Here is a 1,532-nt window from a genome sequence, read left to right as displayed (position 1 = left end):
CGCGTCCTGGGCGACCGCACCCCCGCCGAGGCCATGAGACGCTGGTCAAAGGAACTCGCCTACCGCTGATTCGCAACGATCAGTGGAAACCGCCCGCGATCCAGCGGCCGGTTCTGCCACTCGGCCATGCCGGCCATCACGCTGTCGGTGATCGTGGAGATCGTGGACCTGGAGATCTCGGTGCCGTACACCTCTGCCAGATGAGCGGAGATCTCCCCGTGGGTGAGACCCTTCGCCGACAGCGAAAGCACCATCTCATCCACCCCGCCCAAGCGCCGCTGCCGCTTCTTGACCCAAGGCTGGGAAGTTAAGGATCTTGTGGTTGGTGTCGAGCGCGTTCGTGGTCAGCAGGCGAGGGCGTAGGTGGCAGGTCCGGTCTTGTGGATCAGTCCGCGGTGGGCCCATTGGGACATCTGGACGCGGAAGCTGTTGATGTTCGTGATGCCGAGGAGGTGGGCGACGTCGCGGGCGTGCCATGCCTTGCCGGGGCGGCTGGCCAGCACGGCGAGGGTGAGCGTCATCCGGCCGCCTGGGTCCGCCGAATCCTGTTCTTCTCGTGAGGAGATGGGCAGCGAACTCTCGTTGCTTTCCTGCCCGTTGTGTTGCTCTTCCGGTGGTGGGGCGATGGTGGGCGGCGCGAGCGGGGTGTCGGTGCGGTCGTGGATGGTGATCTCGATGGCGGTCACCGGTGTGCTGGCTGGGGGTCGGGCCCGGCCCTTGAAGGCGTGGTAGCGGGAGATCGGGGATTTGACCTTGCGGGCGCTGATGCGCGGGCGGCGGGCGGGCAGCAGGTTCTCCAGGACCGCGGTGCCGATCGTGCCGACTGGCTGGGGATTTTCGGGGGCGATCTCGGCGGCGAGGACGACCTGGGTGCGTGCGGTCTGTAGGGCGGTGGTGAAGCCGGCGCGGTCGGGGTCGGTGCCCGGCGTGACTCGACGGTGTCGACCATGACGGTGCGGAGCGCCTGGTAGAGGGCGAGGGTGGCCCATAGTTCCTGCTCGATGCCGAACTGGTCGCCCGAGCGCAGGACCCGGCCCGCCATGAGGGTGGAGCGCAGGGCGAAGAACGCCGATTCGATCTCCCATCTTTCGGCATAGAGCCTGGTCAGACGCTCGGCGGGGTCGGTTGCGGGGTCGAGCAGGGTGGTGGCCAGGCGGTAGTGTCCGCCGACGCGGGTGCCGTCGGCCAGGACGCAGACGATGTCGGCCTCGATGACGCGTACCGTCAGATCCCCGAAGCGCGTCAGGTAGGAGCCGTCGGGCAGGGCTCGGATAAGGGGCGGTCGGCGGGTGGACTTGCAGCGGGCCAGGAACTGGGCGCCGGTGGCGGCGACCTGGGCCAGGAAGGTGTTGCTGTCGAAGCCCCGGTCGATCAGGACGAGGTGTTCGCGGCCCAGCAGCGGCAGCAGGCGCTTGGCGTAGCTGGTCTCGCCGGTGCCGGCGGGGCCGAAGCAGGCGCCGAGCAGGCCGCGGGTGCCGGTCTCCACCAGTGCCATCAGCTGGACGGTGGGGTAACCGGCCCAGGCGAGGCGG

Annotated in this window: 2 protein-coding genes and 1 pseudogene; all 3 read right to left on the bottom strand. The window is 68.9% G+C overall.

Features of this window, described 5'->3' with window-relative positions; genetic code table 11:
* Positions 1–59: 59 nt before the first annotated feature.
* Positions 60–326 (bottom strand): annotated as a pseudogene (locus ACWD6R_RS40515) (transposase); the annotation flags it as partial.
* 18 nt (positions 327–344) lie between these two features.
* The gene (locus ACWD6R_RS40510; protein ID WP_451823333.1) at positions 345–686 is read right to left on the bottom strand and encodes a hypothetical protein; all 342 of its coding nucleotides are present in this window, start codon (positions 684–686) and stop codon (positions 345–347) included.
* A partial coding sequence (locus tag ACWD6R_RS40505) for a transposase (protein WP_451823332.1) occupies positions 683–1,532 on the bottom strand: 850 nt, incomplete at its 5' end. The genes ACWD6R_RS40505 and ACWD6R_RS40510, both read right to left, overlap by 4 nt.

This window comes from Streptomyces sp. NPDC005151 (genome assembly GCF_053599875.1).
This window is presented reverse-complemented; position numbering and strand designations above follow the sequence as displayed.